This is a genomic window from Acinetobacter colistiniresistens (assembly GCF_000413935.1).
Lineage (GTDB): Bacteria > Pseudomonadota > Gammaproteobacteria > Pseudomonadales > Moraxellaceae > Acinetobacter > Acinetobacter colistiniresistens.
The window spans coordinates 196582-222193 of the sequence record NZ_KE340382.1 but is presented as its reverse complement, the minus strand read 5'-3'; the positions used below and the strand labels follow the sequence as shown (position 1 = coordinate 222193).

The 25612-nt window shown below is 43.5% G+C and carries 27 protein-coding genes; 13 read left to right on the top strand and 14 right to left on the bottom strand.

Annotated elements, in window-relative coordinates; all coding sequences use genetic code 11:
- The first annotated feature begins 59 nt into the window (after nt 1–59).
- The 6 genes from coaBC (at nt 60) to F907_RS02645 (ending at nt 4430) form a co-directional block, all read left to right on the top strand.
- Complete coding sequence (gene coaBC, locus F907_RS02620) at nt 60–1316, top strand: bifunctional phosphopantothenoylcysteine decarboxylase/phosphopantothenate--cysteine ligase CoaBC (protein WP_016653109.1); 1257 nt, start codon at nt 60–62, stop codon at nt 1314–1316.
- A 154-nt stretch (nt 1317–1470) separates the two neighbouring features.
- Complete coding sequence (locus tag F907_RS02625; RefSeq protein ID WP_016653108.1) at nt 1471–1848, top strand: cytochrome b562; 378 nt, start codon at nt 1471–1473, stop codon at nt 1846–1848.
- Nucleotides 1849–2015: 167 nt separating this feature from the next.
- The gene (locus tag F907_RS02630) at nt 2016–2861 is read left to right on the top strand and encodes a methylated-DNA--[protein]-cysteine S-methyltransferase (protein ID WP_005277300.1); all 846 of its coding nucleotides are present in this window, start codon (nt 2016–2018) and stop codon (nt 2859–2861) included.
- The gene (locus F907_RS02635; protein ID WP_016653107.1) at nt 2848–3585 is read left to right on the top strand and encodes a 2OG-Fe(II) oxygenase; all 738 of its coding nucleotides are present in this window, start codon (nt 2848–2850) and stop codon (nt 3583–3585) included. The genes F907_RS02630 and F907_RS02635 overlap by 14 nt, the downstream gene beginning before the upstream one ends.
- A gap of 4 nt (nt 3586–3589) precedes the next feature.
- Nucleotides 3590–3835: an Ada metal-binding domain-containing protein gene (locus tag F907_RS02640; protein WP_016653106.1), complete on the top strand. Its 246-nt coding sequence runs from the start codon at nt 3590–3592 to the stop codon at nt 3833–3835.
- Nucleotides 3822–4430, top strand: a complete 609-nt coding sequence (locus F907_RS02645) for an alpha-ketoglutarate-dependent dioxygenase AlkB family protein (RefSeq protein ID WP_016653105.1) — start codon at nt 3822–3824, stop codon at nt 4428–4430. The genes F907_RS02640 and F907_RS02645 overlap by 14 nt, the downstream gene beginning before the upstream one ends.
- A 53-nt stretch (nt 4431–4483) precedes the next feature.
- Here the strand turns inward: F907_RS02645 and secB are convergent, their stop codons facing one another.
- From secB to rsgA, 4 genes are all read right to left on the bottom strand, one after another.
- Nucleotides 4484–4942: a protein-export chaperone SecB gene (gene secB, locus F907_RS02650; RefSeq protein ID WP_004804306.1), complete on the bottom strand. Its 459-nt coding sequence runs from the start codon at nt 4940–4942 to the stop codon at nt 4484–4486.
- A gap of 32 nt (nt 4943–4974) precedes the next feature.
- A complete protein-coding gene (gene grxC / locus F907_RS02655; protein ID WP_005239771.1) occupies nt 4975–5235 on the bottom strand; it encodes a glutaredoxin 3 in 261 nt (86 codons plus the stop codon).
- A gap of 11 nt (nt 5236–5246) precedes the next feature.
- Nucleotides 5247–5663 (bottom strand): rhodanese-like domain-containing protein, encoded by a 417-nt coding sequence (locus tag F907_RS02660; RefSeq protein WP_005239768.1) that lies wholly within the window; start codon nt 5661–5663, stop codon nt 5247–5249.
- A gap of 94 nt (nt 5664–5757) precedes the next feature.
- Complete coding sequence (gene rsgA / locus F907_RS02665; RefSeq protein WP_016653104.1) at nt 5758–6816, bottom strand: ribosome small subunit-dependent GTPase A; 1059 nt, start codon at nt 6814–6816, stop codon at nt 5758–5760.
- Nucleotides 6817–6940: 124 nt separating this feature from the next.
- Between rsgA and orn the strand changes: the two genes are divergently transcribed.
- From orn to F907_RS02680, 3 genes are all read left to right on the top strand, one after another.
- Nucleotides 6941–7501: an oligoribonuclease gene (orn, locus tag F907_RS02670; protein ID WP_005146882.1), complete on the top strand. Its 561-nt coding sequence runs from the start codon at nt 6941–6943 to the stop codon at nt 7499–7501.
- Between the two features lie 126 nt (nt 7502–7627).
- On the top strand, nt 7628–8362 hold the full coding sequence (locus F907_RS02675) for a Bax inhibitor-1/YccA family protein (protein ID WP_016653103.1): 735 nt from the start codon (nt 7628–7630) through the stop codon (nt 8360–8362).
- 142 nt (nt 8363–8504) lie between these two features.
- Nucleotides 8505–9308, top strand: coding sequence for an enoyl-ACP reductase FabI (locus F907_RS02680; RefSeq protein WP_004655876.1), 804 nt, complete (start codon nt 8505–8507; stop codon nt 9306–9308).
- A gap of 99 nt (nt 9309–9407) precedes the next feature.
- Here the strand turns inward: F907_RS02680 and F907_RS02685 are convergent, their stop codons facing one another.
- Nucleotides 9408–9890 (bottom strand): hypothetical protein, encoded by a 483-nt coding sequence (locus F907_RS02685; protein WP_016653102.1) that lies wholly within the window; start codon nt 9888–9890, stop codon nt 9408–9410.
- A 78-nt stretch (nt 9891–9968) separates the two neighbouring features.
- Complete coding sequence (locus tag F907_RS02690; RefSeq protein WP_228129562.1) at nt 9969–10370, bottom strand: phospholipase D-like domain-containing protein; 402 nt, start codon at nt 10368–10370, stop codon at nt 9969–9971.
- Between the two features lie 293 nt (nt 10371–10663).
- On the opposite strand from F907_RS02690, the gene F907_RS02695 reads away from it, so the two are divergent.
- Nucleotides 10664–11080 carry a hypothetical protein gene (locus tag F907_RS02695; RefSeq protein ID WP_005239748.1) on the top strand — a complete coding sequence of 139 codons (417 nt, stop codon included), beginning with the start codon at nt 10664–10666 and terminating at the stop codon, nt 11078–11080.
- Between the two features lie 29 nt (nt 11081–11109).
- Here the strand turns inward: F907_RS02695 and F907_RS02700 are convergent, their stop codons facing one another.
- From F907_RS02700 to F907_RS02735, 8 genes are all read right to left on the bottom strand, one after another.
- Complete coding sequence (locus F907_RS02700; protein ID WP_016653100.1) at nt 11110–12504, bottom strand: efflux transporter outer membrane subunit; 1395 nt, start codon at nt 12502–12504, stop codon at nt 11110–11112.
- 11 nt (nt 12505–12515) lie between these two features.
- Nucleotides 12516–14504 (bottom strand): MacB family efflux pump subunit, encoded by a 1989-nt coding sequence (locus F907_RS02705; protein WP_005239735.1) that lies wholly within the window; start codon nt 14502–14504, stop codon nt 12516–12518.
- Nucleotide 14505: 1 nt separating this feature from the next.
- On the bottom strand, nt 14506–15852 hold the full coding sequence (locus F907_RS02710; RefSeq protein WP_016653099.1) for an efflux RND transporter periplasmic adaptor subunit: 1347 nt from the start codon (nt 15850–15852) through the stop codon (nt 14506–14508).
- A gap of 108 nt (nt 15853–15960) precedes the next feature.
- On the bottom strand, nt 15961–16791 hold the full coding sequence (locus F907_RS02715) for an SIR2 family NAD-dependent protein deacylase (protein WP_032862384.1): 831 nt from the start codon (nt 16789–16791) through the stop codon (nt 15961–15963).
- A 37-nt stretch (nt 16792–16828) separates the two neighbouring features.
- Entirely contained in the window at nt 16829–17824 is a 996-nt protein-coding gene (holA, locus tag F907_RS02720) for a DNA polymerase III subunit delta (protein ID WP_016653097.1), read from the bottom strand.
- 9 nt (nt 17825–17833) lie between these two features.
- A complete protein-coding gene (locus F907_RS02725) occupies nt 17834–18343 on the bottom strand; it encodes an LPS-assembly lipoprotein LptE (protein WP_005277271.1) in 510 nt (169 codons plus the stop codon).
- 89 nt (nt 18344–18432) lie between these two features.
- On the bottom strand, nt 18433–21057 hold the full coding sequence (gene leuS / locus F907_RS02730) for a leucine--tRNA ligase (protein ID WP_016653096.1): 2625 nt from the start codon (nt 21055–21057) through the stop codon (nt 18433–18435).
- A 143-nt stretch (nt 21058–21200) separates the two neighbouring features.
- A complete protein-coding gene (locus tag F907_RS02735; RefSeq protein WP_016653095.1) occupies nt 21201–21548 on the bottom strand; it encodes a DUF4124 domain-containing protein in 348 nt (115 codons plus the stop codon).
- Between the two features lie 507 nt (nt 21549–22055).
- On the opposite strand from F907_RS02735, the gene F907_RS02740 reads away from it, so the two are divergent.
- The 3 genes from F907_RS02740 to ilvC all read left to right on the top strand — a co-directional run bounded on the left by F907_RS02740 (nt 22056) and on the right by ilvC (nt 25415).
- A complete protein-coding gene (locus F907_RS02740; protein ID WP_004655856.1) occupies nt 22056–23780 on the top strand; it encodes an acetolactate synthase 3 large subunit in 1725 nt (574 codons plus the stop codon).
- A complete protein-coding gene (gene ilvN / locus F907_RS02745) occupies nt 23780–24271 on the top strand; it encodes an acetolactate synthase small subunit (protein ID WP_005277260.1) in 492 nt (163 codons plus the stop codon). The genes F907_RS02740 and ilvN overlap by 1 nt, the downstream gene beginning before the upstream one ends.
- Before the next feature lie 127 nt (nt 24272–24398).
- Nucleotides 24399–25415, top strand: a complete 1017-nt coding sequence (gene ilvC, locus F907_RS02750) for a ketol-acid reductoisomerase (RefSeq protein WP_005277255.1) — start codon at nt 24399–24401, stop codon at nt 25413–25415.
- The last annotated feature ends 197 nt before the right edge of the window (nt 25416–25612 follow it).

Below are 25612 nucleotides of genomic sequence, written 5' to 3'. Positions count from 1 at the left end.
GGGTATCCCGTTATTTAATGCTATTGTGAGCGCCACTGCAACAGTAAGGTATCCTGTTTGTGAGCTTCGATCTAAGTGTTATTCCCCATAAAAACATTATATTAGCGGTTACAGGTGGTATTGCTGCCTATAAAAGTGCCATCTTGGTGCGCCGTTTAAAAGATTTCGGTTTCGATGTCCGTGTGGTCATGACCCATGGCGCACAAGCATTTATTACCCCACTGACTTTTCAAGCACTTTCAGGCAATCCTGTGCATACTGAATTGCTTGATCCTGAGGCCGAAGCAGGCATGGGACATATCGAATTGGCACGTTGGGCTGATCTGGTTCTAGTGGCACCTGCCAGCTGCGACACGATTGCAAAATTTGCCAATGGTTTGGCAGATGATCTGCTCAGTACGTTATATCTGGCCACCAAAGCACCAGTTTGGGTTGCCCCTGCGATGAATCAACAAATGTGGGCAGCGAAAGCGACACAGCGTAATCTGCAAACTTTGGTGGAAGATGGCGTGCATGTGATCATGCCAGATGCGGGTGAGCAAGCCTGTGGTGATGTCGGTCTAGGGCGTATGCCTGAACCTGAAGATCTAGCGCGCCAAGTTGCAGCCTATTTCCATAAGGCACAACGTGCGCTTGCTGAAAAGTTTGGTTTGCTGGCTGGAAAACGCGTCACCATTACCGCTGGCCCGACCCGTGAAGCGATTGACCCTGTACGTTATATTTCCAACCACAGTACTGGAAAAATGGGCTTTGCCTTGGCAGCAGCTTGCTATGCAGCAGGGGCAAAAGTGACTTTGGTGGCTGGCCCTGTCAGTTTGGATACACCGAATGGTGTACAACGTATGAATGTCAGTTCTGCCATGCAGATGCTAGATGTCAGCATGAATCAACTGAAAGACGGCTGTGACATCTTTATTGCAACTGCAGCAGTGGCAGATTATCGTGTGGCACAAGTGGCTGAGCATAAGATTAAAAAAGCAGGTGATGAACTTGCGGTTGCGCTGGTTAAAAATCCGGATATTGTGGCGACGATTGCACAGCAAGATGAGCGTCCTTTCATGGTTGGCTTTGCTGCTGAAACGCAAAATGTTGAAGAATACGCTGCAGGTAAACTGGTGGCGAAGAAACTGGATATGATTGCCTGCAATGATGTGTCACGTCCAGATATCGGCTTTGCCTCAGATGAAAATGCCATGACCGTATTCTTTGCCCAGTCTTATCATATGAAAAAGCGTGAGCTGGAAAAGGCATCGAAACAAGAGATTTCGCAGCAGTTGGTTGAGTCGATTGCCGATGCTTTACGCCGTCGCCTATAAAATTGGACTGATCTCATTTATCAAAATGCAACGAAATCGTTGCATTTTTTATGTATGCTAAATCAGCAATTTCCCTTGTACATCGGAATACACAGTACGAGGTATTTGCTGAAGACAAATCAAGCATAGCCACAGTTTTTGATAGGATATCCGAATGATTAAAAAAACTTTAGCCACCGTCGTGATGTTATCCGCTTTTGCCTTCAGCCATACGGCAATGGCTGCGGGTTTAGAAGATGATATGAAAACGCTGGGAAAAAATTATAAAGCGTTTAACCAAGCTGCAACGCCACAGGCTGCAACAGCTGCTTTGGATAATATGCGTGCAGCTGCGACCCATTCAAAACAATATAAATTGGCGCCGAATACCAAAGATAAAGTGCCAGCATCGACCGCTTTATTTGACCAGATTGTCGTAGAAATTGATAAAGCCAAACTGCTGGTTCAAGCAGGTAAGCTGGATGAAGCGAAAAAACAAGGCAAAAAGATTGCTGAATTACGTGACCAGGGACATAAGTATTACACCCATTAATCTATAAAGCTTGGTCATCGAAGTCATAGAGCTGTACTTAAAAGAGTGCAGCTTTTTTATTGATATTTGAGACGATAGAAAGACAAAATGCAGACTGAGCATGATTCAGATTTTCTCTGTATGGCAAAGTTGCTACAGTAAAAACATGAATGATGAGAGGTGATGATATGTCCTCACAACAACGTAATTATGAGCGTATTGCTCAAGCGATTCAGTATATCCAACAAAACTTTCAGCAACAGCCACAACTGGATGAGGTCGCTGCGCATATCCATTTAAGCCCAGCGCACTTTCAGCGTTTATTTACCGAGTGGGTCGGTACCAGTCCGAAGAAATTTTTGCAGTATATGAGTGTTGAATATGCCAAGCAGATTTTAAAACAGGAGCAGGGCAGTATTTTTGATGCAACCTTTGCTACTGGACTGTCCAGCACCAGTCGCCTGCATGATCTGTTTATCCAGATTGAGGGCATGACCCCAGCCGAATATAAACATGGTGGACAGAGCCTGACGATTCATTATCAATTTGCAGAGACCTTATTTGGCGAAGTGCTGATTGCATCCACCCATAAAGGCATTTGTGCGCTGAGTTTTGTGGACAATCGGGCTGATGCTTTGCAGCAGTTAAAGAGCCAATTTCCTCAAGCTCAGTTTATCGAGCAGATCGATGCCTTGCAGCAAAGTGCTTTGGCCTTGTTTCAAAAAGCACCTCGGCAATTGGCTGATATTAAATTGCATTTAAAAGGTACCGAGTTTCAGCTGAAAGTGTGGCAAAGCCTGCTCAAGATCCCAATGGGACAGCTGTCGACTTATGGTGAGTTGGCCAAAGCCATTGATCATCCCAAAGCGGCTCGTGCTGTGGGGACTGCGATTGGCAGTAATCCTGTGGCATTTTTGATTCCGTGTCATCGGGTGATTCAGTCGACTGGTGCTTTCGGTGGCTATGAATGGGGAACATTGCGTAAAACCGCACTGATCGGTTGGGAAGGTGCACAAACCCATGCTGCTATCTGAACAGATTCAAATCGAAACGGCGATCAGTAAAATCCATGCGGGGGATTGGGAGGTAATCACTGAACAACTCCATCAGCATGGTTTTGCCAAGATTGAGCAGATCTTATCGAGTGCGCAATGTGAGTTGCTAAAACAGATGTATTCGCAACCAGAGCGCTATCGTAAAACCGTAGAGATGCAGCGTTATCGCTTTGGCCTAGGCGAGTACAAATACTTTAGTGATCCCTTGCCGAATCTAATTGGACGGATACGGCATGAGCTCTATCCTTATTTGGCACCGATTGCCAATGCATGGTTTCGGGTGTTGAGGTTAGAACGTTCCTTTCCATCCTCCCATACTGAATTTTTACAGCAGTGCCATCAACATGGGCAAACGTTGGCAACGCCATTGATCTTGAAATATGGGCAAGGGGGCTTTAATACCTTACATCAGGACCTATATGGTGAGGTGTATTTCCCTTTACAGCTGGTGATTGTGCTGAGTCAGCCGAATGTTGATTTTACGGGTGGCGAGTTGGTCTTCACTCAGCAAAACCCAAGAGCGCAGTCTAAAGCCATGGTGATGCAGCCACAGCAAGGTGATATCCTGATTTTCACGACTCAGTTTAAGCCTGAAAAAGGCAGTCAGGGCTATTATCGGGTCAATATGAAACATGGGGTCAGCCCAGTTCATCAAGGGGAGCGTTATAGCTTAGGGATTATTTTTCATGATGCGCTGAGTTAGCCTGATGTGGCGACATTGTGAATTGGCGCAGACCGAGCTGCATCTGAAACTGAAACAGCAGGAAATTTTGTATGCTGGAAACGCACAGCTTAAAATCTATGGCAGATTGACCTGCGCCTCAGGGAAGCGCATGCTGAAAAACAATCGAGTCTTTTTTGTCGATGAGCATGAAGCGATTGCACAGGGCTACCGACCTTGTGGACATTGTATGCAGCAGGCCTATAAGAAGTGGAAAGATGCAACTATTTGATATTGAAGCTGACCCAGAGCAGAATCATTTGCCCTATGACGGTACGGTACAGTACTACGGCAAAGTAGTGCAGACTGCGGCTGCCGATCATTATTTTGATCAGCTGATGCAAACGATTGCATGGGAAAACGACCAAGCCATGATCTTTGGCAAGTTATTAACGACTAAACGTAAAGTGGCGTGGTATGGCGATCGGCGTTTTGAATATACCTATTCCAATATAAATAAATATGCTTTGCCATGGACAACGGAGTTAGTTGAATTAAAACAACTGGCTGAAAAGCTAACTGGCGAAACATTTAACTCTTGTTTGCTCAATCTTTATCATAGTGGTGATGAGGGCATGGCCTGGCATAGTGATGGTGAAACTGATTTAAAAAAAGATGGTGCAATTGCATCGTTTAGTTTTGGCGCAGAGCGTAAATTTGCCTTTAAACATAAGCAGAGCAAAGAAAAAGTCGAACTCTATTTAGAACATGGCAGTCTATTGGTGATGAAAGACACCACGCAGACTTATTGGTTACACCGCCTGCCTCCCACCAAGAAAGTGAGCGCGGCGCGGATTAATTTAACCTTTAGAACGATTGTATATTGATCTTAGAAAAAAAGGACTGAAAAATCAGTCCTTTTATCTTACAGCAATAGTGCTTATGCTTGGCCTTGCGCATCAGCATCCGCTTGTAGGCGTTGCATATTTGCTTCAAATTCAGCATCAAAGTTAATTGGTGTAAGCAACAATTGAGGGAAGCTACCCTTAGTCACAAGATCATTCACCGCTTCACGTAAGAACGGGAACAAGATATTTGGGCAGTAAGCGCCCAAGATGTATGGAAGGCGATCTTCTTCTACACCATCAACCAAGAAAATCCCTGATTGGGTCACATCAACGATGAACGCAGTTTCATTTTCGTTGTTTGCTTGAACCACAACTTTTAAAGACACTTCGTAGTGAGTCGCATCAATTTTTTCTGCAGCAGAAGATAAATTGATGTTGAGTTCTGGCTGCCATTGTTTCGTGAAAACTTGTGCACCAGGAACTTCGAAAGAAATGTCTTTGGTATAAATACGTTCTAACGCGAGTTGTGGTTGAACTTGTTCTTCGCTCATTGTTTTTCCTTAAATCTTGGATTTAGATGTTGTTAAGCTAATAATTGGTCGAGTTTACCTTCACGCTCTAAAGCATAAAGTTGATCAAAACCACCGATAAACTGATCTTTAATAAAAATTTGCGGCACCGTACGATGATTGGTACGTTGCATTAACTCAAGACGAACTTCTGGTGCTTCATTGGAAAGATTAATTTCTTTAAAAGCCACACCTTTACGCTCGAGTAATTGTTTTGCACGCACACAATACGGGCAAGACAGCGTTGAATAAATGGTGACGTTTTCAGTAGTCATTTTATCGCTCCTTAAGCTTTGGTTTTGCTTTTCACTAAAGGCAAGCCTTGAGCTTTCCAGTTGCTAATGCCACCGTCTAAGCGGTAACTGTCAGCATGGGCAACTTTTTGCAAGGCTGAGCCTGCAACCTGCCCTAAGTTACAAATGAAGACCAAAGGACGATCACTTGCTTTTAATTCATCAATATGACTGGTGATCTGGCTATATGGAATGTTACGGCTACCGCTGATGTGGCCATCACGGAAATCTTTTCCATCACGTAGGTCGATCAACATGGCATTTTTTGCCTTGACCAAAATACCCAGTGATTGTGGTGAAATTTTACGACCATTGCGTTGTCCTTCTAAAATAAAGAACAACACGATTAACACGCCGAGCGTACCAAATAAGAAGGGGTGATTCCCCATAAACTCTAACCAGCGTTCCACAAGTCACCTAAAGTTAAAATCAAAATTGATGCTGAGTATAACTTATCTCAATGGTGATCAAAAATGTTAGTTCAAGGGCAGAAGCCGAAGAAAATTAACTTTTTTGTTGTGCTTCCTGAATTTCATCCAACAGGCGCAGATAACTGTCTAGACGACGCGGTAAAATTTCACCCGCATCAACCGATTGTTTCAACGCACAATTTTTTTCGTGGGTATGGGTGCAGTTACGGAACTGACAAAGGCCGAGATGGGCTTCAATTTCAGGAAAGCCAGTTCGTACTTTTTCCAGATTCAGATGCCATAGCCCAAACTCACGGATTCCGGGAGAATCAATCAAGGCACCGTTTGTTCCAAATTTGATCAAACGGGTGGAGGTGGTGGTGTGTTGACCGAGCGCTGAGTTCTCTGAAATCACGTTGGTTTTCTGCGCAGCATCTGGAACAATGGTATTGATCAAGGAGCTTTTACCGACACCTGACTGTCCGACGAAGGCCACTGTTTCATTATCCAGACGTGCCGATAGTTCAGAGAGATCGCCACGTGAATGACAAATCAGGGTTTCATAACCCAACGCCTCATACTCACTCAATAGCGTCAGAATTGGATCATTTTCAGTGAGCAAGTCTGATTTGTTTAACACCAGTAAGGCTGGAATATTGGCATCGGCACACGCGACCAGATAACGGTCAATCAAGGTTGGAGCGGGTTCTGGCAGCGGGGCAAATACAATCACAATCAAACTGATATTGGCAGCGACGGGTTTGACCTTGTGATAACGGTCTGGACGAGTCAGCAATGACTGTCTTGGATAAATCGCGGTGATAATGCCCAAGCCCGTAATGGGATCGGCTTGCCATTTAACCCGATCACCTGTGACCAAAAGTTCTAGGTTGGTACGGGTGTGACAACGCCAAATGCTGTCGAGTTCGATTGGTTTCCAGAATGGTTCCGGTTCACCTTCAGCCACTTGTGGTTTTTCAGGGTGCTGTTCAGGCACAGATAAAGCTTGTACTTCGAGTTGACGACCATAATGCTGAACAACCAGTCCATCCAGATCTTGCGATGTATCAATGTCGTCTTGACGTGATTTATGCTGTTTCTCAATACGACGTTGCTGTTGTTCGGTTAAACGACGCTTACGAATTAAAGCCATTCATATCCCAAAAAATCCACACTTAGAAGACCGCAAAAATAGCACGAAGCCGCTATAGAATTACAGCCAAGATGTAATTAATTTGCTACTATTGATGTTTTTAAGCACATTAGAATCGCCATCCATGAGCAGCACCCCTGATACACGATTAATTTGGATCGATCTGGAAATGACAGGTCTCGATACCGATAACGACAAGATTATTGAAATTGCAACAATTATTACAGATGACCATTTGAATATCTTGGCTGAAGGACCTGTTTTAGCGGTACATCAATCTGATTTGATTCTAAATGCGATGGATGAGTGGAATACCAAGCAACATGGCCAGTCCGGTCTGATTGAGCGGGTACGCCGCAGTAAGTTAAAGGCTGAAGATGCAGAACAGCAAACGCTTGAGTTCCTAAAGAAATGGGTGAGTCCAAAATCTTCGCCGATGTGTGGTAATTCAATTTGCCAAGACCGCCGTTTCTTGCATCGTTTAATGCCTGAGCTGGAACAGTTCTTCCATTACCGTAATCTGGATGTTTCTTCAGTGAAAGAGTTAGCGAAACGCTGGAGACCGGAAATCATGAGCGGTTTAAAGAAAAATGCCTCACACTTGGCAATGGATGACATTCGTGATTCGATTGCTGAACTGAAATATTATCGGGAATACTTCTTTATCATGAATAACGATAAGTAATTGATTTTGTGGTCATACATAAAAGGAGCTTAGGCTCCTTTTTTAATGCGCTAAAAATATTTGGGATTGATCAAAAAATCGCTTAAACTCGGATTTTAATTGCAAACTATAAAAAAGAGAGCGTACATGCAAAGTACTAACCCTATTTTAACGCGGGTAGAAACCTATCAAGATTTGGCTGAGCCAATGACCATTCAGGGGGCGATCCAGAAGTCAGTGCTGTTAACCGTGATTGCGGCTGTTTTAGGCATGGCCTTATTTTTCTACTGTGCGATGACCGCCAATCTTTCCATTGCCTATGCTGCGACAATCATCGGGGCTGTAGGTGGTTTAATTCTGGCTCTGATTACCACCTTTAAATCTAATACCGCACCTGCTTTAGCCATTCCATATGCTTTATTTGAAGGGGCGTTTTTAGGTGGTGTGTCGTTTATTTTCCAGTTGAAATATCCGGGCGTGCCATTACAAGCGTTGTTGGCGACTTTCGTCACAACTCTGGTTTTATTTGCTTTATATAAATTCCAAGTGATCCGTGCCACTGAAAAGTTTAAAGCCATTGTCATTTCAGCATCGATTGCGATTGCCTTGGTGTTTGTAGTACAGATCATTTTACGTTTAGCATTTGGTTCAAGCATTCCTTATATTTTTGAAAGCAACTGGTTAGGGATTGGTTTTGCTGCTTTTGTTGCCGTGATTGCATCATTAAACCTGATCTTGGATTTTGACTTGATTGAAAATGCGGCTGCACAACGTGCGCCAAAAGCATTTGAATGGATCTGTGCCATCGCCTTATTGGCGACTTTGGTGTGGATGTATTATTCATTCCTGCGTTTATTGAGCTTACTTCGTGGTGATGATTAAGTTCCAATTTAGGTAAAAATACAAATCGTCTTCACTTGAAGGCGATTTTTTTATGCAAGATTGTAAAAAAGATGGATTATGCAATTCCGCTCTAGACGGAATATTGGCATGATGTGGTGAAAATTTTTCGAGTGAGAATAAGATGTCACAAGGACTTTTAGCTGGTAAGCGTTTTTTGATTGCTGGTATTGCAAGTAAATTATCGATTGCTTTTGGTATTGCATCAGCACTCCACCGTGAAGGTGCAGAGCTTGCGTTTACTTATCCAAACGAGAAGTTGAAAAAACGTGTGGATGATTTTGCAGCACAGTTTGGCTCAACACTGGTATTCCCTTGTGATGTTGCGGTTGACGCAGAAATTGACAATGCCTTTGTTGAATTGGCAAAACACTGGGATGGTTTAGACGGTGTAGTGCATTCAATTGGTTTTGCCCCTGCACATACGCTTGACGGTGACTTTACTGATGTGACCGATCGTGACGGTTTTAAAATTGCGCATGACATTAGTGCCTATAGCTTTATCGCGATGGCGCGTGCGGCTAAACCATTATTACAAGCACGCCAAGGTTGTTTATTGACTTTGACTTATCAAGGTTCTGAGCGTGTGATGCCGAACTATAATGTGATGGGAATGGCCAAAGCATCATTAGAAGCAGGTGTTCGTTACTTAGCGTCAAGCTTGGGTGTAGACGGTATTCGTGTCAATGCAATTTCTGCTGGTCCAATCCGTACTTTGGCAGCTTCAGGGATTAAATCTTTCCGTAAAATGTTAGATGCCAATGAAAAGATTGCACCACTGAAACGTAATGTGACCATTGAAGAAGTGGGCAATGCCGCATTATTCCTTTGCTCGCCGTGGGCTTCTGGTATCACAGGTGAAATTATGTATGTCGATGGTGGCTTTAACACGGTGGGTATGAGCCAAAGCATGATGGATGATGAATAATTAGATTGATCTAAATTATTTGATAAAGCCGCTTTTATAGCGGCTTTGTTTTTTTAACAATATGATGGAATTCTAAAAAATATAACCCATCTTGTGAACTTATTTATTATGGTCTTCTATACTGTTAAGCCATTGTTCAGGGTCTTTAGCGAATAAATACGCATTTGATTTTTTAATATGACTGCTTACTTTAAATACATTTGGTTCAGCTATACACTTTTGTTCAGGTATAAACAATACACAAGAAAGCTTCTGCGCAATAGCAACGATTTGTTCAATATCTAAAACAAAATTACCACGCATATCTATTCGAAACTGAATGTTTTCTAATTCACCTTCTTCATACCATGCTTGCCCGTCAGTTTTTTCTTCATCCCCGAAACTAACTAAGTCTTCATGCCATGATTTAGATAAGGGGTAATATTTTATAATTTCATCTTTTACATTATTTACTGGACGATTTTTCCAAGTAAAAGAGACATCATAATGACCTTCTGCATCATAAAATCTAGAAACGTCTATCCCATTGGCATTGAACCAGCTTTTGGGAATTAAGCAGACTTTAAATTGCCATGCTGCCATAGGATTTTCTCTGATCTCATTTTTGGGTGAATGCTACGCATGTCAAATTTTACTTAAATATTTTGTCTTGGTGTGTATTTATGACGAGAGTACTTCTCTTACCTTTTTAGAGTCAATTTCTTTCCAGCGAGATACGGTTTTACCGCTAGAAGTAGTCTCAACAAGTAATTCAATTCTGTAGTCTGAATTATATTTTCTTTTTTTAAATAGTTCATGTAAGTAGATGGCAAAATCTTCGGCTAATTCTAATGAATCAAGGTAAACACTTTTCCTACACAACCGTCCGTTTGATGAAACGCCTACAATGATCATTGAGTCTTCATCATGCTCCCAATGATAAGAGCGGAGATGTTGCGGCAAAAGAACGTTTTTTATATAAACAAGTAAGGTTGCATACTCTACAGTATTTCGATTTGGAAACTCTCCTAACTTTCTAAGCATTTTTGCTTTTCTCCTCTCCCTAAATGCATAGTTAAACATAGACTATGCATAACCAATTAAATTCTCGATCTTACTTAGATTTATTCTGATTAGCGTATGCAACAGTAATATTTACGTCAATAAAAAACTAGTAAGCCTTGTTTCATAATTTTTAACATAATATTCAATTCAACAATAAGCGATCAGTTGAAAATATATCAATAAGTATAATTAATCATTTGTCATCGAATAATTTATATGCTAATTAAGGCTGGTTTTGTTTGAATCGAAAATTCTGAAGAGAATCTCGATGAACATATTATTTTTTAGCGTTCGGGGAAGTTAATTTAAACATGAAGAAAACATATGTGGCTTTAGGATTGGTAATTGTACTTTCACTGCAAGGTTGTGCTGCGGTGATGGCAAGTAACCAACCGCATAAAAAGAATCTATCGGTTTTAGAAGTTGGCAAACATCGAAATAATGTGATTTCTGAACTCGGTGCGCCAGTCACATCTGAAATCCAGAATGGTGAACGCAAAGAGATCTATACCTTCCAGCAGGGATATTCAAAAGGGGCAAGAATCAGCCGTACACTGTGGCATACCACCGCGGATATTGCGACCATTGGTCTGTGGGAGATTATTGGTTCTCCCACAGAAATATATTTCAATGGTCAACAACTTTCATATGAGGTTGTTTTTGATGATCGGGACAATATCAAAAGTGCCAAGCTCATTCAAAATGCTGCAACGCCTGTTGTAGAGTGAATACAAAAACATAGCTGTCTAAACTAGGGTTATGGCAGTTCTTTTACTGGGCTGCCACCTAAGGCCTGCATTAAGGTCACATAGGCATTGTATTGATTCTGCTTGGTTTCTACCAAGCTGAGTCGGGCATTACGTGTGGTTTCCTGCGCATCTAGTAAGTTCTTTAAGGCAATCGCACCATTGCGATAACGCACTTCGGTTAAACGTTCTGTTTTATCTGCCAGCTCGACATTACGTTGCTGTAACTGTACTTGCTGATTTAGCTGAGTGCGATTGGATAGCGCATTTTCTACATCGGCAAAAGCTTGGTATAGCGTTTGGCGGTATTGGATTATGGCTTTTTCATATTCAAGATCACTGATCGCAATGTCTTTCTTCATATCATTATATTGAAGAAAGGGCAGGCTCAAGCTCGCACCCAAAGTCAAAGCAGGATTCTTTAACAGTTGGGTTAAAGAGGTGCTTGAAGAACCGACATTTCCCGTCAAATTAATGGATGGATAATAGCTGGCTTTGGTCGCATCTTTATTGGCTAAGGTCTTACGCAAGCGTAACTCAGAAGCTTGTAAGTCTGGACGACGCGATAGGATATCGGCAGGCAAGCCAACAGCAATATTCGGGAGGGCATTGCGAGGTAACTGAGCAGGCTCTTGAATATTCAGTTGTTGTACAGGTTCATGTAGCAAAACGGCAATCGCGGTACGTGCTTCGACGCGTTGCTGTTCAATCTGGCTAAGGCTGGCTTTCTGGCTTTGTACCGATTGCTCAGCTTGGGTTAAATCCAAACCAGACACCGCACCCGCTTTATACTGTGATTGAACCAAAGAATAGATTTTTTGGGTCGATGCCAAGTTTTGCTGAATGGTTTGATAACGTTCATTCAAATAGCCCAGTTGCCAATACAGTTTGGCTGTGGTTGCTACCAAACTTTGAGCAGTTGCTTGTAAGTCCTGTTCAGTTGCGAGCGCTTCCCAACGACTGGCTTCGGTTTGATTGGCCAGTTTGCCAAATAAATCCAGTTCATAGCTGACACCGACACTGGTGGATAAACCGCGGTCAGAGCCATCGCCGGAACGTAGATCAATATTATGCCCTGCGGAAACACTGGAACTGGTTCGAATCCCTTGTCTGTTTTCAGCCAGACCTGCTTGTAGTCGTGCTTGCTTGAGGGTAATCCCTGCAACGCTTAAGTCACTGTTTTTAGCCAAGACTTGAGAGACCAACTGATTTAGTTGAGCGTCATTAAACAGGGTCCACCATTGATCGGTTAGATTCAGACTCTTGTTTTTCTGCGCATCGTATTGGAACTGTTGCGGCACTTGGACTGTTGGTGCGTTATAGGGGGTTTTGACCACAGCAGAACAACCAGCTAAGGAACCAGTAAGTACCAGGGCGAGTCCTAATTTTGTGAATTGAAAAGACATACTCAAATTCCTTATTCTCTCGCTAAGGCAGCAACTGGGTCGAGTTGTGCTGCGTTTCGTGCAGGCAAGAAGCCAAATACAATACCAATCAGACTTGAACAGACGAAGGCTGCGACAATGGAGGTGGTTGAATAACTCATTTCAATTACCCCTTTGGCAAAATGGCCAATGATTTGTCCAATCCCCAAGGACAGGAGAACACCAAGCACACCGCCTAATAAGCAGACCAGAATTGCTTCGATCAGGAATTGCTGCAAAATATCGCTTTGTCGTGCACCCACGGCCATGCGCACCCCGATTTCCTGTGTACGTTCGGTCACCGAGACCAGCATAATATTCATCACGCCAATACCACCAACAACCAAAGAAATGACGGCAATTGCTGAAATCAGTAAGGTCATGGTGGCTGTAGTTTGCTGAATGGTTTCACGAATGCTGTCAGAGTTTTGGGTAAACACATCCTGTGCGCCATGGCGCTGTTCAAGCAGGGTTAAAATCGCATTCTCAGCAGCACTGCTTGGATATTCATCTTTAATCCGCACGATGATGCTACGGACATTGGATTGTCCTAACATCCGGCTCATCACGGTCGAGTAGGGCAGGTAGACATTCAGGCTGTCTGAGCTCATGAAGCCTTGCTGTGCGTCAATCACGCCAATAATACGGCTTGGCACGCTCCCCAAGAGCAGGACTTGACCAACAGGATTGGTACCATCAGCAAAGAAGGTCTTTTCCGTATTGGTATCAATCACCACATCTTGAGCACGTTGGGTAACGCTGCTTTTATCAAAAGGCTGCCCCGATTTAAAGGTCAGACCCCGAACATAGAAGAAGTCAGCACTCACACCATTGACCGTTGCTGAGGCTTCGGTATCTTTATAACGTAAGGTCACACTGGTATTGGCTGAAGGGCTGACCCCATCAACATAAGGTTGTTCAGCCAGTGCTTCTGCATCGGCGGGAACCAGTGTTTTAACTTGGGAGGCACGTGAATTATCACCAAAACCACGTCCTTGATAGACGGTAATGGTGTTGGTTCCCAGACTACTGATATTTTCCAGAATCTGTTTTTGTGAGCCATTGCCGAGCGCCACTACCGAGACGACAGATGCAATCCCGATGATAATCCCAAGCATGGTCAAAAACGTACGCATGCGATGGGCATTCATGGCCAGCAGCGCCATACGGAAGGCTTCACCCAGACGGTCGAAGAAAGAGCGCCAAGCAGAGGTTTTCTTCTGTGTTGTGCGTTGCAGTGGCTGGCGTTCTAGGTCAGGATCGGTATTTTCGGGTGTATTGGCACGGTCTGAAATAATATTTCCGTCACTGATCTCGATGATACGTGTCGCATTTTTGGCAACATTGAGATCGTGGGTGACCAGAATAATGGTATGACCTTTGGCATTCAGTTCACGCAAAATACGCATCACCTCAATACCACTATGTTTATCCAAGGCACCTGTGGGCTCATCGGCAAGAATGACATCCCCACCGTTCATTAACGCACGGGCAATCGAAACACGTTGTTGCTGACCGCCTGAGAGCTGGCTAGGGCGATGGTGCAACCGTTCAGCCAAGCCCAGTTCAGATAACAGTTCCGCAGAACGTTCTTGGCGAATGTGACTGTCTACGCCAGCATAAATGGCAGGGACTTCAACGTTGCCCGCAGCACTCAAATCACCGAGTAAATGATAACGCTGGAAAATAAAACCAAAATATTCACGGCGTAACTGTGCCAGTTCATCCGGTTCAAGCTGGCGTGTTTCCCGACCATTGACCTGATAACTGCCTGCAGTCGGTTTATCCAGACACCCCAAGATATTCATCAGGGTCGATTTACCAGAGCCGGATTGTCCAACGATGGCAACCAGTTCACCTGCATAAATCTTGAGATCAATCCCTTTCAGGATTTGTACTGTTCCTTCACCCGCCGGAAATTCACGGGTGAGCTGACTGACCTCAAGTAGTGGCTGTGATGAATGTATTTGATCTTGAGTCATATTACATTCTCATTGCACGTTGGCTGCTACGTTTGGCTGCTTCATTTGAGCTGTCAGATGCATCGGCAATCACCACTTGATCACCCAGTTTTAAGCCTTTTAGCACTTGTGCTGTAACACGGTTATTCAGACCAATGAGTACAGGCTGTGGTTGAGCTGTACCATCGGCTTGCAGGACTCGAACCATACCTGTTGATGCTTTACCTTGTGCAATCAAGGCTTTTTCTTCTTCGCTCAACTCCAGACGTTTTGGACGTTGGGTCTGGTCAGCATCTGGTTTTTTCACTTGTTCTGATTTGTTGGCATTGGCTGAATTACCTTTACCACTACCACGGTTGCCACGTTGGGTCTGAATGGCAGCAGCAGGAACGGTCAGTGCATTCTTCGCTTCTGCCAGCACAATATAAACTTGTGCAGTCATATCAATACGGAGTTTGCCATCTTCATTCGGGACATCAAACAGCGCATTATAGTAAACCGCAGCGTTGGAGGTCGATGAACTGCTGCTACTGGTGGTTTCGGTATTAATTGAATTTGGTGCTGGTTCAACTTGACGCAATTTTGCGTAATGTTTCTTGTCACTATTCCCTAAGGTGGTGAAATAAACGGTTTGGCCTTTTTCAACTTTCATGACATCCGCTTCAGAAATCTGCGCCTTGATGGTCATGGTGTCGAGTTTCGCCAATTTGACAATGGTCGGCGCCGTTTGGTTCGCGTTTACCGTTTGACCTTCTTCGGTCACGATGGCCACAATGGTTCCATCCATCGGCGCAACGATACGGGTATAGCCTAAATTTTCCTTCGCTGTAGCCAAGGTTAAGCGGGACTGCTCGATCTGCGCACTAATCGATGTGATCTGTGCCTGTGCTGTTTTAAAGTTGGCTAATGCTGCTTCTAGCTCGGCACGTGAGGTTGCATCCTGATTGAACATGGCTTGCTGACGTTTATATTCCGCCTCAACTTTGGCCAAATTGGCTTGTTGTACGGCCAATTGTGCCTGCTGATTTTTAATGTTGGCTTCGGCGGTTTTCTGTTCATTTTCCTGACGAATTGAATCAATTTGTGCAATCAACTGACCTTGTTTTACTTGGTCACCCAATTGAACGTACATTTTCTTCACCTGACCAGAGACCTGTGCCCCCACACTGACCATTTTGGTGGCTTCAAGTACCCCTGTTGCCAAGACCGAGTTTTCAATATCGCCACGAGAGACTTCGGCGCTAATATATTGAGGTGCTTGGGCTTTCGGTTTGAAGAACATCCAGCCGAGTGCTGCAATAATCAATACCCCGATTGCAATCACGATGATTTTACGAGGCTGAATCTTTTTAGTGTTTGTTTTTGGCATGTCAACAGGTCAAAAGTGAGAAACTGGAGCTAGTATAAAAGTGAAATGAGGATAAAGCGTGAATATTTTTAAACTATAATGAGAATTATTTTCCTTTTTGCGGCAAAGTTATTCTATAAAAATCCGATAAATACTAGAGATACCTGCATGCGCATTTGAAGGAAGGGCAATACCTGCTTTTGACGGGATCGCAGATTCGCGTGGATTAATCCGAATCAGTCGCGGGGCAAATCGTTCACTAAAAGAGCGTACGGTGGGGATGGCGGTACCTGCTCCCACTTCAATAACAACAGCTTGATGGTGGTTTTTTAAAAAGAGATCGAGGCGTTTTGCTTGTTGCATCTGGCGTTGGTTGATCCAAGCCGCATCATTAAACATTAAAATATTTGGCCGTGCTAAATGGCCACAGACAGGGCATTGAGGTAATGGTCCTTGCCATTGGCAATCATGCTGAGCAATGTCAGGAATCAATTCATTCGCTGACCAGATATGCTGCTGACAGACATTCAGACATTGCAAATAATGGATACTGCCGTGGCATTCATAAATCTGATCAGGTGCAAAGCCTGCTTTTTGAAATTGCCCATCGACATTCGAGGTAAATACAAAATAGGGCAGTTCTAATTGCTCAGCCAATTGCTTCAGCAGGGAAAAGCCTTGATGGGGTGTGGTTTGGCGATAGAGTGCCAAGCGGTGTCCATAAAAACCCCAAGCTAAATGTGGATGCCGTTTAAACGCAGCAGGGTTGGCAATTTCGCTAAAATCGATGCGCTGCTTGCCCAGTTCTGGATAAGCTTGCCACATGCCTTGATTGCCCCGAAAATCAGGTAAACCTGAATCGACACCCATACCTGCACCAGCACTGATGATCAGGCTGTCCGCATGCTTAAATAGATTTTTTATCTGCTCAATGTAGAGGGGATTTAAATCAAAAGACATCATATCATCCCTTATTTTTATTTTTGGATGCTCAGGCTTAACTGGGTTGTGTGAATAAGGTCGTACCACAGAGCTCAGCTAAAGCTTGTAGCATTAGTTGTTCTGGATTTTCCTTAGACATACCTTTAATCGCTGCATCAATACGCAATAATAAATCAGACCAAGTTAGAAACTGTCTTGGATTTAAGCGGCGTAGCGCTTGTTGATACTGTGAAACTTTGGTTTTCCAGATCCCGAGTTGAATTGCATTATGCGGTTGTTCAAACAATTGCATCAATAAGCGCATTTCTTTGCTCAGGGTCCATAAGATCAGACTATCAGGTTCACCCGCAGCAATCAGATATTGATAAATCTTGACGGACTGTGCCAGATTTCCTGCCAGTAAAGCATCACTTAGATCATAGGTGGTATAACGCGATTGATCCTGCAAGCAGGCATAAAGCTGTTCAATCTGAATCTGTTGAATATCGGGAAAGGTATCGGCAACACGCATCAGGCTATTTTTGGCAGCCAGAAGATTATGTTCATGATGCTGCATCAACCATTGCCATGCGTCATTATCGAGTTGAATACCAAGCTTTTCTGCTTCTAAAGCTAAGATACGTTGTCGATCTTGTGGATAGGTTGCGGTAAGTGGAACCACCACACCATTGGCCTCAACCACCTGGAAGAAGGCAGACTTTAAACTGCTACTGTCCTGTTTGGGTAAAACAATCAACAAAAGATTATGTTCGTTATGCTGGATATAGCTTTTCAGCTGTTTCAAGCCATTGGCATCGGGCTTGATATTGCCATGTACTTCAATTGCAAGTTGTTGCGAAAAGAGGGACAGGCTATTCAATGCATTAAAAACATTTTTCCAGTCATTCACGCTACTGATGTCATAGCGTTGGCGTTCTACGTCTTGTTGCTGCCAGCTCTTACGGAATGCATCGAGCAGGTTTTGCTCCAGTAGAGGCTCTTGTCCATGGATAATCCATGCACCGCGAGCCTCACCCACACGTTTTAAGGCTTGAACATAATCCAGTTTCATAAATCGTGATTATGGCTGAGCTTTGGGTAAACGGTTCGCCGCAATCTGACGAGTCACTTGCTGTGCAATGTCATCGACAATAATTCGATTGAGATAGGCTTCTTGTTGGTTATCCGTGTTCACCGTTGCAACATCGTATTGATAGGTACGAGAGGCGGTTAAGGTACGTGGTTCAGTGATTTTCTTGCCTTGACGGTCTTCAATCTGGAAGGTCACGGTTAAACGTAGCAACACTTCTGTCAACTTACCATTCAACAATTGGCGACGCGGCGTGTAATCCAGAATACGAAGTACATAAGCATCATTGGCGTTACTGAGCTGTACACCTGTCGCACTGAGATAGATACTGAGACGATTTTCCAACTCATCGGTATTGTCAGGCAATACTAAAGTCAGTTTGTTATAAACCAATGGTGCTGTTGTAGTGTTGCTTCCTTTCAAGTGAAAGCCACAGCCGACTAAGCCTGCACTTAGGCCTAAAGTGAGAACGATAGCAGCTGCACGTTGCGCTAAGTGCATATTTATTCCTCTAATGAAATCTATTCTTAACCCTCTGGTTTCACGAGGGGGAGGCCTCTCTTTTTACAAAGAGAGGCGAGAACGAATTATTAAACAACTAAATTAACGAGTTTATTCGGTACAACGATTTCTTTTTTGGTTGGACCGGTCAAGAATTGTTGAACTTCAGGTAATGCTTTTGCCAAAGCCAATACATCCTCTTTAGACATATCGACAGCGACCTCTAACTTACCACGAAGTTTACCATTCACTTGTACAACAATCGTTTGTGTATTACGGGTTAACGCTGACTCATCCACTTGCGGGAATTCAACCGTTGTTAACTCCAAACCAAACTGGGTTAACAAGGTCTGGCTCAAGTGCGGTGCAAATGGAGCAAGCAAAGTTAACAAGGTGGTGATGGCTTCACGTGCTACAGCTGCATCGTTATCATCTTTGGCTTCAAACTTGTTGCTGGCATTGAGTAATTCCATCAATGCAGCAATCGCCGTATTGAAGGCATGACGACGCTCGATGTCATCACCCACTTTCTGGATCGTTTCATGGGTTTTACGACGTAAGTCTTGTGCGTCTTTAGAAAGGTTGGCTGTATCAATCGCAATAGCTTGATTGCCTTTTTCAAGGAAACCTGCTGCCAAACGCCAGACACGTTTCAAGAAGCGGTTGGCCCCTTCAACACCGGCATCCGACCATTCTAATGATTGATCAGGTGGTGCAGCAAACATCATGAAGACACGTGCAGTATCTGCGCCATATTGGTCAATAATGGCTTGTGGATCAATACCGTTGTTTTTCGACTTAGACATTTTTTCCTGCCCGCCGATCACAACTTCTTGACCATCACCTGAATATTTGGCTGAAAGGATACGACCTTTCTCATCGCGCTCTAATTCGATGTCAGCAGGGTTGAACCAAGTTTTTTTGCCATTCTCTGCTTCACGGTAGAAGGTATCTGCCAACACCATGCCTTGGGTTAACAAGTTAGTGAAAGGCTCATTACCTTGAACCACGCCTTCATCACGCATCAATTTATGGAAGAAACGTGCGTAAAGTAAGTGCAGAATCGCGTGTTCAACACCACCGATGTATTGGTTGACTGGAAGCCAGTTTTGAGCCGCTTCAGGTTTTACCATACCACCAGTAAAATCCGGAGATGCATAACGTGCATAGTACCAAGAGGATTCTACGAAGGTATCCAAGGTGTCTGTTTCACGACGCGCATCGCCGCCACAGCTTGGGCATTTGGTTTCATAGAATTCAGGCATCTTGTTCAATGGGTTACCAGAACCATCTGGAACCACATCGGTTGGTAATACCACAGGCAATTGATCTTCTGGAACCGTGACTTGACCACAACTATTACAGTTGATCATTGGGATTGGGCAACCCCAGTAACGTTGACGGGAAACACCCCAGTCACGTAAACGGAATTGAACCTTAGAATTGGCCAATGCTTGTGGTTCTAATTTTGCAAGGAAGGCATCAAAAGCAGCTTGGAATGCTAAACCATCAAACTCACCAGAATTTACCAATTTGCCTTCTTTTGAACCATACCATTCTTGCCATTCAGTTGCTGAGTATTCAGCATCATCAGCACCTTTGGCATTAATTACTTGCTTGATCGCCAAGTTGAATTTATTGGCAAATTCAAAATCACGTTCATCATGTGCAGGAACCGCCATCACAGCGCCTGAACCGTATGACATTAATACATAGTTGGCAATCCAAACAGGGAGGTCTTCGCCTGTCACTGGATGCTTCACAAATAAGCCTGTAGCCATGCCTTTCTTTTCAGCCGTGGCTAAATCAGCTTCTGCGACTGAACCCATACGGCATTCTTCAATAAATGCAGCAAGTTCAGGATTGTTTTCAGCAGCTTTGAGTGCCATTGGGTGCTCTGCTGCAACGGCAACATAGGTTACACCCATCAAGGTATCAGCACGTGTGGTATAAACCGTTAAGCCATCTGCATAAATTTCAGTATTGGCAGAAGGGAAGGTAATCTCCATCCCTGTCGAACGGCCAATCCAGTTACGTTGCATGGTCAAGACCTGTTGTGGCCAGCCATCTTGCAAGGTATCTAGGTCGTCTAATAATTCTTGTGCATAGTCAGTGATGCGGAAGTAGTACATTGGAATATCACGTTTTTCTACCAATGCACCTGAACGCCAGCCACGACCATTTTCAACTTGTTCATTGGCCAACACGGTCTGGTCTACAGGGTCCCAGTTGACGGTTGAAAGCTTACGATAGATCAAGCCTTTCTTATAAAGTTGTACGAATAACCATTGTTCCCAGTGGTAGTACTCTGGTGTACAGGTCGCAAATTCGCGATCCCAATCCACAGACAAACCCAATTTTTTTAATTGATCACGCATATAAGCGATGTTTTCAAAGGTCCACTTTGCAGGTGCTACCTGATGCGCAATCGCTGCATTTTCAGCAGGTAAACCAAATGCATCCCAACCCATCGGTTGTAATACAGTTTCGCCTTTTAAACGATAAAAACGGCTGATCACGTCACCAATGGTGTAGTTACGCACATGCCCCATATGCAGTTTGCCACTTGGGTACGGGAACATCGACAGGATATAGCGATGTTTGCCCTCTACAGTGTCTGCAACTTTAAAAACTTTGCGATTGTCCCAGTCTTGTTGAACTTGGGGCTCAATGGCACTTGCTTGATATTCGGAGTCAATGTGAGAAGTCGTCATAGGGATATGCGATACAACAAAAAAGTAAAGTTAAGATTGCCGCACAGCATAGCGCAAAATTGTAGTAATTGTCAGTTTTTAGATCGGGATTTTATCTACAAGGTCACTGTATTGAAGATGACCTTGCAGGATTGTCGTTGTGTTTATTTAGCAGATACAGCAGAGGCAGGTGGCGGGCTCTGCGGTTTAACTGTGCTTGCTGGTGCTACAGGTGCTGTTTGAGAGGCCTGCTGCGGTATATTGGGTGCAGCTTCAGGATTGGCTTGATGCCCTTGCTGAGTGGTTGGGGTGGTGGTTTGATGGCTGTTGCCATAAGTCGAAACTTTGTCCAAACGTTTTGCACCTTTCGGTGGCGGTGTTGTGGTGTAATGGGTCGAACCACTGGCATCGACCCATTTATAATATTGCTGTGCATGGTTTTGGCTTGAACAGAGCAGCATTATCGTTGCTGTAATCGTGTATAAGATTGTTTTTAAATAAGATGATTTCATATTTGATCCCCCAAAGAAAATATATTTATATTCGACCAAAGTGCCTAATCAAGCAGTTTACAATGCCTAGTTTTCAATAAAAAGAAAATAGTTTTTTGATAAAAGGGCATTTAAAAAGACCAAAATATTTCGTGAAATGTGTTTAAAAAAACAACAGCCAAAAAATATTCGTTAAAAACCTTTTCTTTGTTCTTGACATTGCTTATGAAAGAAACAAGAATGCTTTCTCAAGTTTTATATGTGTTTATTTGATCACCCTTCGAATAAATGTCATGGCTTGCAATGGACATTCTTTCTAGCCGAGAGAATGACGTTTTGAAATATGCTTATCCCAGCACATTTTGATTCGAGATGTCATCAAGTTTATACGGCTGATGAGTCTCAGAAAATTTTTCCTATTGCAGCAAAAACGAGTAGAATACGCACACTTATAAGAAGTGCAAAAGTTAATGAATAACACACAATTTATGTCTCCCATAAATTGTGCTAACACTAGGGTGAATCACGTTGGAACTTTTATCTGGTGGTGAAATGCTCGTTCGTGCCCTTGCGGACGAAGGCGTAGAGCATGTTTTTGGGTATCCAGGCGGCGCTGTATTACATATTTATGATGCGCTATTTCAACAAGACAAAATTAACCATTACCTCGTTCGTCATGAGCAAGCTGCTGGTCACATGGCAGATGCATACTCACGCGTAACAGGTAAGACTGGTGTGGTACTGGTCACTTCAGGACCAGGCGCAACCAATACCGTCACTCCAATCGCAACAGCCTACATGGACTCAATCCCAATGGTGATTTTGTCTGGTCAGGTTGCAAGCCATCTTATTGGAGAAGACGCGTTCCAAGAAACTGATATGGTGGGTATTTCTCGTCCAATCGTAAAACACAGTTTCCAAGTGCGTCACGCGAGTGAAATTCCTGCAATTATTAAGAAAGCATTCTATATCGCTGCATCTGGCCGTCCGGGTCCAGTTGTGGTTGATATTCCAAAGGATGCAACTAATCCTGCGGAAAAATTTGCCTACGAATATCCTGAAAAAGTGAAGATGCGTTCTTATCAACCGCCTTCACGTGGCCATTCAGGTCAGATTCGTAAAGCGATTGATGAGCTAATTACGGCAAAACGTCCGATGATTTATACGGGCGGTGGTGTAGTTCAAGGTAATGCCTCTGGATTATTGACTGAACTTGCTCACTTGTTGGGCTATCCAGTCACCAATACTTTAATGGGCTTAGGTGCTTTCCCGGGTAACGACCCGCAATTCGTGGGAATGTTGGGGATGCACGGTACTTATGAAGCCAATATGGCGATGCATAATGCCGATGTGATCTTAGCGATTGGTGCACGTTTCGATGACCGTGTGACCAATAACCCAGCAAAATTCTGTACCAATGCAAAAGTCATTCATATTGATGTCGATCCGGCAACGATTTCGAAGACCATTATGGCGCACATCCCAATCGTGGGTGCAGTAGAGCCTGTTCTTCAAGAAATGTTGGCGCAATTGAAACAGATGAATGTATCGAAGCCAAACCCTGAAGCAATTGCGGCATGGTGGTCTCAAATTAATGAGTGGCGTAAAGTACATGGCTTGCGTTATGAAGCAGGTCAAAATGGTGTGATGAAACCACAACAAGTGGTTGAAGCATTGGATCGTGCGACCAATGGTGAAGCGATCATTACATCTGACGTAGGTCAGCATCAAATGTTTGGTGCGAACTACTATAAATACAAACGTCCACGCCAATGGATTAACTCAGGTGGTCTAGGCACCATGGGTGTTGGTTTACCGTATGCGATGGCTGCAAAGCTGGCATTCCCTGACCAGCAAGTAGTGTGTATTACAGGTGAAGCATCAATTCAGATGTGTATCCAAGAATTGTCGACCTGTAAGCAGTATGGCTTGAATGTGAAAATTCTTTGCTTGAATAACCAAGCTTTAGGCATGGTGAAGCAGTGGCAAGACATGAACTACGAAGGACGTCATTCAAGTTCTTATGTCGACTCATTACCTGACTTTGCCAAGTTAATGGAAGCCTATGGTCACGTGGGCATTCAGATTAACCATGCTGACGAGCTCGATTCTAAATTAGCTGAAGCGATGGCAATTAATGATAAATGTGTATTCATTAATGTCATGGTTGATCGTACAGAACATGTATATCCGATGCTGATCGCTGGTCAGTCCATGAAGGATATGTGGTTAGGTAAAGGGGAGCGTACATAATGAGACATATTATTTCAGTACTCGTTGAAAACGAAGCTGGTGCGCTTTCTCGTCTGGTTGGTTTATTCAGCCAGCGTGGCTATAACATTGAAACCCTCAATGTTGCGCCAACAGAAGATGAAACCCTGTCTCGTTTGACCTTAACCACGTATGGTGATGATCACAAAATCGAGCAGATCACCAAGCAATTGAATAAATTGGTTGAAGTGGTGAAAGTGGTCGACCTGTCTGAAGGTTCACATATCGAACGTGAATTGATGCTGATCAAAGTCAAGGCATTGGGTGCGGCACGTGCGGAAATCAAACGTACAGCTGACATCTTCCGTGCTCAAATCGTGGATGTAACACCAACGACCTATACGATTCAGATTGCAGGAACAACTGAAAAAATTGATGGTTTTATTGATGCACTTTCAGAAAATACCATCCTTGAAGTTGTACGCTCTGGTGTATCAGGCATTGCGCGCGGCGAAAAAGTTTTAACAATTTAAAAAATCTCCCCCAACCCCTCTTTGAAAAAGAGGGGGGATCACCCAGAACGGTAATCATGGGGGAGCCTACAAAAGATCTGTCCTTGCAGAACAAGGGAAATGACAAAAATTTTAGCGGAGAAAACAGATGCAAATTTTTTACGATAAAGACTGTGACTTATCAATCATCCAAGGCAAGAAAGTTGCAATCATTGGGTATGGTTCACAAGGTCATGCACACGCACTTAACTTGAAAGACTCTGGCGTAGACGTAACTGTTGGCTTACGTGCTGGTTCTACTTCTTGGAAAAAAGCTGAAAACTCAGGTCTTAAAGTATCTGAAGTTCCAGCGGCTGTTGCCCAAGCTGACCTCGTGATGATCTTGACACCAGATGAGTTCCAATCTCAACTTTATCGTGACGTGATTGAGCCGAACATCAAAGAAGGTGCAACTTTAGCATTTGCTCATGGTTTCTCTGTTCTTTATAACCAAGTTGTTCCACGTAAAGACTTAGACGTAATCATGGTTGCACCAAAAGCACCAGGTCACACTGTACGTTCAGAATTCCAACGTGGTTCAGGTGTTCCTGACTTAATCGCGATCCATCAAGATGCTTCTGGAAATGCTCGTAATGTTGCACTTTCTTATGCTTCAGGCGTAGGTGGTGGTCGTACTGGTATCATCGAAACTTCTTTCCGTGAAGAAACTGAAACAGACTTGTTCGGTGAGCAAGCGGTTCTTTGTGGTGGTGCAGTTGAATTGGTTAAAATGGGCTTCGAAACTTTGGTTGAAGCTGGTTATGCACCAGAAATGGCTTACTTCGAATGCTTGCATGAGTTGAAGTTAATCGTTGACTTGATGTTCGAAGGCGGTATTGCCGACATGAACTACTCAGTGTCTAACAACGCTGAATATGGTGAGTACGTAACTGGCGTTGAAGTGATCAACGAACAGTCTCGTGAAGCAATGCGTAATGCATTGAAACGTATCCAATCGGGTGAATATGCAAAAATGTTCATTCAAGAAGGTGCATTGAACTATCCATCAATGACTGCTCGCCGTCGTCAAAACGCTGCGCATGGTATTGAAGTAACCGGTGGTAAGTTACGTGCGATGATGCCTTGGATTCAAGCGAACAAAATCGTAGATAAAGAGAAGAACTAATTTTTTCTCTGAGTTAAAGAAAAACCCTTGTTGAATATAAACAAGGGTTTTTTTATGGGTTGCGATAACAGAGTTATAACAATATAGATAAAAAAATAAGCTTATATTGTTGATGTTTTAATCAGCTTGCTTGCTGTAAAAGGTTCTGATTAAATAGAAAAAGTGTTGCATGCTTTGGGGTATCTGCACGATTAAAA